7 protein-coding genes are annotated in these 6567 nt (G+C 31.1%); 1 reads left to right on the top strand and 6 read right to left on the bottom strand.

Translation table 11 applies throughout. The features are described from left to right. Positions 1-699: MBL fold metallo-hydrolase (locus tag QNK89_RS00455; protein WP_340168956.1), on the bottom strand; the 699-nt coding region annotated here is incomplete at its 3' end. A 248-nt stretch (positions 700-947) separates the two neighbouring features. Then, positions 948-1970 carry a formimidoylglutamase gene (locus QNK89_RS00450; RefSeq protein ID WP_340168955.1) on the bottom strand — a complete coding sequence of 341 codons (1023 nt, stop codon included), beginning with the start codon at positions 1968-1970 and terminating at the stop codon, positions 948-950. 108 nt (positions 1971-2078) lie between these two features. On the opposite strand from QNK89_RS00450, the gene QNK89_RS00445 reads away from it, so the two are divergent. Next, positions 2079-2975, top strand: a complete 897-nt coding sequence (locus QNK89_RS00445; protein ID WP_340168954.1) for a chromosome partitioning protein ParA — start codon at positions 2079-2081, stop codon at positions 2973-2975. 53 nt (positions 2976-3028) lie between these two features. On the opposite strand, the gene QNK89_RS00440 is transcribed toward QNK89_RS00445, so the two are convergent. The 4 genes from QNK89_RS00440 to fumC form a co-directional block, all read right to left on the bottom strand. Continuing rightward, the gene (locus QNK89_RS00440; RefSeq protein WP_340168953.1) at positions 3029-3340 is read right to left on the bottom strand and encodes a hypothetical protein; all 312 of its coding nucleotides are present in this window, start codon (positions 3338-3340) and stop codon (positions 3029-3031) included. Between the two features lie 239 nt (positions 3341-3579). Then, positions 3580-4815 (bottom strand): imidazolonepropionase, encoded by a 1236-nt coding sequence (gene hutI, locus QNK89_RS00435; RefSeq protein WP_340168952.1) that lies wholly within the window; start codon positions 4813-4815, stop codon positions 3580-3582. A gap of 1 nt (position 4816) precedes the next feature. Then, complete coding sequence (locus tag QNK89_RS00430) at positions 4817-5104, bottom strand: hypothetical protein (protein WP_340168951.1); 288 nt, start codon at positions 5102-5104, stop codon at positions 4817-4819. 77 nt (positions 5105-5181) lie between these two features. Then, positions 5182-6567, bottom strand: a 1386-nt coding sequence (fumC, locus tag QNK89_RS00425) for a class II fumarate hydratase (protein ID WP_340168950.1), incomplete at its 5' end; no start/stop codon positions are given.

The raw sequence follows: 6567 nt of genomic DNA, 5'->3' as shown, positions 1-6567 counted from the left end.
CTTAAATTTTTCAACATCACTATAACCTTCAGTACCTCTATAATGATAAGGATAGACTTGATGTGGTTTAAAGCTTAAAATAGCATCTGCCGCACTTTCAACTGTCATAGTATAAGGTAAGTTCATACAAATAAATACTTTATCTATATTTTGTAATTTTCTCATTTCTGGAATATCTTCTGTATCACCAGAAATATAAATGCGTTCTTTACCAAAAGTTAAAACATAGCCATTACCTCTTCCTTTACTATGGTATTTTAATGCTTCTTCACGTAAATTGTACATTGGTATTGCTTCAATAGAGAACGTCTCATAATCCACCTTACTTCCATTAATCATTGTGTCTGTTTTTTTTCTAAAGTTTTTAGGTAACATTTCGTAAACTGCTTCAGGAGCAATAATTGTTGCAGCTTTTGTTTCTAAAGCTTCAATAGTATTTAAATGCATATGGTCACTATGGATATCAGTAATTAAAATATAGTCTGCTTTTGGAAATGTTTCAAAGGCTTCTTTTCCACCAGTTGGATCTACATAAATGGTTTTACCATTATATTCTAGAACCATTGTAGCATGCTCGATTGGAGTGATTTTTAGTTCAGAAACTTCTAAATTAGCATCGTTAGCATTTTTTTTTTTATCGTTTTTACAAGCTAATAAGCAAAAGGCTAAAAGAATAACAAAAGAGTATCTTATTTTCATATTTAATGTTTTTATTTAAAAGGTTAAATATAATTTCTTTATTTCAGAATTTATAATTTTCATCATAAAACAAAAAAATAAATCACATGTGTAACAATTAAATAAAAGTTAACACATATATGTATACAATTTTATTTTAAAAGTTAGATTTTTTAACCAAATTGCTGTACGTCTTCATACCAAAATACACACACACAGCAATTGCTGCTTTAAGTCTATTTTTTTCTAATTTAAGTCTGCGTTCCATATTAGTTGCTATTTGCTCTCATAAAATCTGTAATTAAATAAGAAATTAATTTACCTACTTGAGTTGCTGTTTTCTTTGTTGGTGCAGCTTCACAAATATGAAGGTATGTACTAAGCTTATGGCCTCCAAAAAAATGAACAAATTGTCTTACTTGATTTACAGAAAAGCCTGAAGGTGTTTTTGCACTACTTGGTATATTTGCTATAGCATCACAATCTATTTCAATACCAAAGGCATCCTTAGAAACAAATTTTAATGCAGCTTTCATTTCTGGTTTATATTTTAAATCCTTCTTAACTTCTATAGATTCAAACGTATTGTAATGTATGCTATTGTCTGCATTTAAAGTTTCGTTTAATATATTTTGAGATGTATAATTCTCATGTATTCCAAAAATAAAATAACGATTCAAGAATCCTTCCGCGAAAGCGTAACTAAAACCATTACCACTGTGTCTGCCTTCTAACGCTCTAAAATCTGTATGCGCATCAAAATTAACAACGTTTATTTTCTTTTTTAAAGCAAGAGATGTGCCTTTAATATTACCATAAGCGTTATTATGGCCACCACCAATTATTATAGGAATTTTCCCAGCTTTTACAATATTAAAAACAAGATTACTAACTTCTTTATCAATTTCGGCAACTAATGTTCTTGCTTTTTTAATGTGCTTTTCATTGTTTTGATCCCACTTATATAATTGATTTTGTGCTTCTGAAAAATCTAGATAACCAAGAACACACAGCTGTTCGCCACGATTAAGAGTGTTGTTTTGTGTATTTAACAAAACTTTAATTGTAGCATCCCAAGCCTTGCAAGCACCTGTTTTTCCGTTGTTTGCAAAAACACCAACGTCTTCAGGTAAACCAATTAATACATACTTGACGTCTAAATTTTTTAAGTCGTCGTATATGTTTGTAATGGTTGGTAATACAATAATATGCTCTCCAAATTTAGATTCGCCAGAACGTGTATTTACAAGTTCTTCAACTTTAGATTTGGACATTAAAACAAGTTTGTTCATTAGGATGAATTTAGCCTTTTAAAAGACTAAAATTAATGTTTTAAAAGTAGATTATATGTATTCTAACTCAAAAAAACAAATAAAAATAACCTTAAAAATTAAACAATTATGGTAAACAAAGCTGCAAACACTGGTATAAGAGTAGCCTTAGTAATTACAATCGCTTTATTTATAGGATTAGGCGTATTTTCAACTTCTTTATACAAGGAAAAAGTTGAAAACGAAAAAGTTTTAGTAGATGAAAAGACTAAAGTATTAAATGAATTAAACCAAATGGCAACACAATACGAAGTTACTATGAGTGAAAACAAAGTAAATCAAAATTTAGTTGAAGCCAAAGAACGTATTACAAGTTTAATAGACTCTTTAAAGGTGTCTGAAACTAATATAAAAAGCTTGTGGGAATTTAAAAAGAAGTATCTAGCATTACAGAAGGAAATGGACTATATTTTATCTGAAAACGATAAACTTAAAGTAGAAAACCAATTGCTAGCAGCTACTTTAGACATTACAACAGTAGATCTTACAACAAAATTAGTAGCCAAAACAATTTTAGCAGATTCTCTTTTAGTACAAAACACAGCGCTTGTAGATGTTGTAGAAGGTGCTTCTACTTTGTCTGCAAACAGTATGACTGTTTCTGGAGTTATAGAACGTTCTTCTGGCAAACAAATACCTACAGAGCGTGCAGGACGTAGCGATAAAATTAGAATATGTTTTACTGTGGCTAAAAACAAACTGGTACAAGCAGGAGATAAAGAATTATTTGTACAAGTTATAGATCCAAAAAATAATATTTTGGGTACAAACGAGCAGATTACTTTTGGAGAAGAGGTTTTAAACTATAGTTTAATTAGTAAATTTAATTATGAGAATAAAAGTTTACCAATTTGCGAATACATTACTAAGAATAACGAAAAAGAGGACTTTGAAAAAGGAACTTACCAAGTAAAGCTTTTTAATAGTAAAGAGTTGGTTACTAGTTCACAATTTGCTTTAAGATAGCAAAATTTTAATCTTTTAAAAAAGCCTGAGAATATTTGTTTTCAGGCTTTTTTTTATTCGGTTAGTGCTAAAATGCAAAGTTCTCTAATATTCCATATTTCATTAAAACTATAGTTGCTATTGTTGTTTAGTAACCATTGTTTTAAGTAGTCTTTGTGAGTTTTTATTTTAAATGTTCCAATTTCTTCTGGTTGTATTTCTGTTTCAAAAAGTATTGTATTTTCAAAAGAAACACCAGAAATAGTATTTCTTGTAATATCTAAAATAGTTCCATTTACTTTTAAATAAGTGTGTGCTTCTGGTAAATATTTTAAACTATATTCTTTTAATACATTTTCAACACCTTTTGTATTGGCTTCGTTCATTTTATAAATACTAATATAAAGTTCTACAACGTCTTGTTTGTTCTCAATAGCAACTTGTTTTAAAAAAGCATGTTTTGTAGAGCATTCCTTTATTTTCTTTTAAAACAAGCGTAAAGTCGCTTCGGTCTATAGTTCTTCCATAAGGTACTTTTTTAAGGTAATTGCAAAGCGTTATAAAATTGTTTAAACTATTCGCTTTACAAATAGAAGAACAAGGTAATTTACTTTCAATATTAAAATTAAATTGTTTCACCATTAATAATCACTTTATCTATACTATTATCACCAAAAGCATACGGTAAGTAGTTGTAACTAGGTACTTTTTTAGTAATAATTAAACTGGCTTTCTTACCTTTTGTTATGCTACCATATTGGTTGCTAATTCCCATAGCATATGCACCATTTAAGGTTGCAGCATTAATAGCTTCTTCTGGTGTTAATTTCATTTTTATGCATGCAGTGCTTACCACAAAATTCATATTTCCAGAAGGTGTAGAACCTGGATTGTAGTCTGTAGCCAAAGCTAGAGGTAAACCTGCATCTATAATTTGCCTTCCTGGAGTATAGGGAATACTTAAAAAATAAGAGCAAGAAGGCAAAGCAACTGGCATGGTTTCACTGCCTTTAAGTGCGTTAATATCTGCTTCGTTAAGTTCTTCAAGATGGTCTACACTTAATGCTTTATACTTTACTGCCAAGGCAACACCACCAAAAGCATTAAATTGGTTAACATGAATTTTTGGCGTTAAATGGTATTGCTTTGCAGCCTTAAGAATTTGTTCTGTATCTTCTAAAGAGAAATAACCTTTTTCGCAAAAAACATCTACATAGTTTGCAAGGTTTTCTTTAGCTACTTTTGGTAGTATGTCGTTAATTATCAAGTCTAGATAGCCTTGTTTATTGTCTTTATATGCCTTTGGAAACGCATGAGCACCAAGAAAAGTAGCCTTTACTTTAATAGGGAATTCTTTTTTAATGCGTTTGATAACACGAAGCATTTTAAGTTCTGCCTCTGTAGATAAACCATAACCAGATTTAATTTCTAAAGCTCCAGAACCTAATTGCATTACATTTTTAACACGTGCAATAGATTGTTGGTATAAATCTTCTTCGCTTGTGTTTTCTAGTGTTTTTGCACTGTTTAAAATACCACCACCTCGGTTTGCAATCTCTTCGTAAGATAAGCCGTTAATTCTATCTACAAATTCTTGTTCTCTGTTTCCAGCATACACAATATGTGTATGAGAATCGCACCACGTTGGTAATACTATTTTTCCTTGGGCATCAATAACTTGGTCTGCATTGTCATACTTACAGTTTTCCATGCTGCCAAAGTCTACGATAGTATCATGCTCTATAAAAACATACGCATTTTTTAATTTTGGTAATTTTTTCATGGCTTCACCAGCAACCTTTAAAACATTTGGTTCTCTAATTTGTAGTAATTCTTTTATATTTTTTATTAAAATCGACATGCTAAAGTGTTTGTGAGAAATCTGTTGTATATAAATTATAAGTAACAAAAAGCATTGTTAAAATACCAAGTAAGCTAATATACCAATTGTGTTTTTTAGTAAATAAACGCGACACAAAATAGAATAGAAGAGTAGTAATACCTATTATTGCTGGAACCCATTTTAAGACCACAGAACCTAATACTCCAGCACCAGAAAAATCTGCTGTAAAGGTTATAGAGAGTGTGATTATTTCTACAATAATTACAGCTATAATATTATTTTTTGGGTTATTAAGATGTTTAATCATAGTGTAAATATAGATAAAATGTAAAACCGATTACTCTAAAAAAATAATCGGTTTTTAGAGTTATTTGAGGACTTTAATTAATTTAATCCGCCTACCATGTTTTCTGGTTTTACCCATTCATCATAGTCTTCGGCAGTTATATAACCTAAATTAATTGCTTCCGTTTTTAAAGTCGTTCCGTTTTTATGTGCAGTATTTGCAATTTCGGCAGCCTTATAATAGCCAATTTTAGTATTTAAAGCTGTAACTAACATTAAAGAATTGTTTAATAATTCTTTAATTATAGCGTGATTTGGTTCAATTCCTGCAGCACAATTTTCTTCAAAACTTACACAAGCATCACCAATTAATTGAGCGCTTTGTAAAATGTTTGCAGCCATCATAGGTTTAAAAACATTAAGTTCGTAATGACCTTGAGTGCCACCAACAGTAATAGCAACATCGTTACCCATAACTTGTGCGCAAACCATTGTTATAGCTTCGCATTGTGTTGGGTTTACTTTTCCTGGCATAATAGAACTTCCTGGTTCGTTTGCAGGAATAATAATTTCTCCAATTCCAGAACGTGGCCCAGAAGCCATCATTCTAATATCGTTAGCAATCTTATTTAAAGAGACAGCCAATTGCTTTAAAGCACCATGAGATTCTACAATAGCATCGTGTGCAGCTAAAGCTTCAAATTTATTTTCGGCAGTTATAAAAGGCAGATTAGTAAACTCTGCAATATATTTTGCCACTAAAACATCATATCCTTTTGGTGTGTTTAATCCTGTACCTACAGCTGTTCCTCCTAAAGCAAGTTCAGATAAATGTGGTATGGTGTTTTCTAATGCTTTTAAACCATGGTCTAATTGCGATACATAACCAGAAAATTCTTGACCTAACGTTAAAGGCGTGGCATCCATTAAATGGGTTCTACCTATTTTAACAACGTCTTTAAATTCTTGTACTTTATCGTTAAGTGTATTTCTTAATTTTATAACGCCAGGAATAGTGTTTTCTACAATTTTTTTATAAGCTGCAATATGCATTCCTGTTGGAAATGTATCGTTAGACGATTGCGACTTGTTCACATCGTCATTAGGTGCAATTACTTTTTTGCCTTCTCCAATAACACGTCCTGCTAACTGCTGTGCTCTGTTAGCCACAACTTCGTTAATATTCATATTAGACTGTGTTCCAGAACCTGTTTGCCAAATTACTAATGGAAATTGGTCGTCGTGCTTACCATCTAAAATCTCGTCGCAAACCTGTGCAATTAAATCGCGTTTAGCAGTATCTAAAACACCTAATTCTGCATTTGTATAAGCTGCAGCTTTTTTTAGGTAGGCAAAACCGTAAACAACTTCTAATGGCATAGAGGCAGCAGCACCAATTTTAAAATTATTTCTTGAGCGTTCCGTTTGTGCTCCCCAAAGTTTATTTGAAGGTACTTTAACGTCTCCCATTGTATCTTTTTCTAT

This window comes from Lacinutrix sp. (assembly GCF_037625555.1).
In the GTDB taxonomy this organism is placed as follows: Bacteria; Bacteroidota; Bacteroidia; order Flavobacteriales; family Flavobacteriaceae; genus Lacinutrix.
The sequence above is the reverse complement of the archived record's forward strand: the minus strand, read 5'-3'. Positions and strand labels throughout refer to the sequence as shown.

Bases quoted from the DNA above. Each gene is read 5' to 3' on its own strand.
- QNK89_RS00450 (WP_340168955.1), bottom strand. From the start codon at position 1,970: ATGAACAAACTTGTTTTAATGTCCAAATCTAAAGTTGAAGAACTTGTA.
- QNK89_RS00445 (WP_340168954.1), top strand. From the start codon at position 2,079: ATGGTAAACAAAGCTGCAAACACTGGTATAAGAGTAGCCTTAGTAATT.
- QNK89_RS00440 (WP_340168953.1), bottom strand. From the start codon at position 3,340: ATGAACGAAGCCAATACAAAAGGTGTTGAAAATGTATTAAAAGAATAT.
- hutI (WP_340168952.1), bottom strand. From the start codon at position 4,815: ATGTCGATTTTAATAAAAAATATAAAAGAATTACTACAAATTAGAGAA.
- QNK89_RS00430 (WP_340168951.1), bottom strand. From the start codon at position 5,104: ATGATTAAACATCTTAATAACCCAAAAAATAATATTATAGCTGTAATT.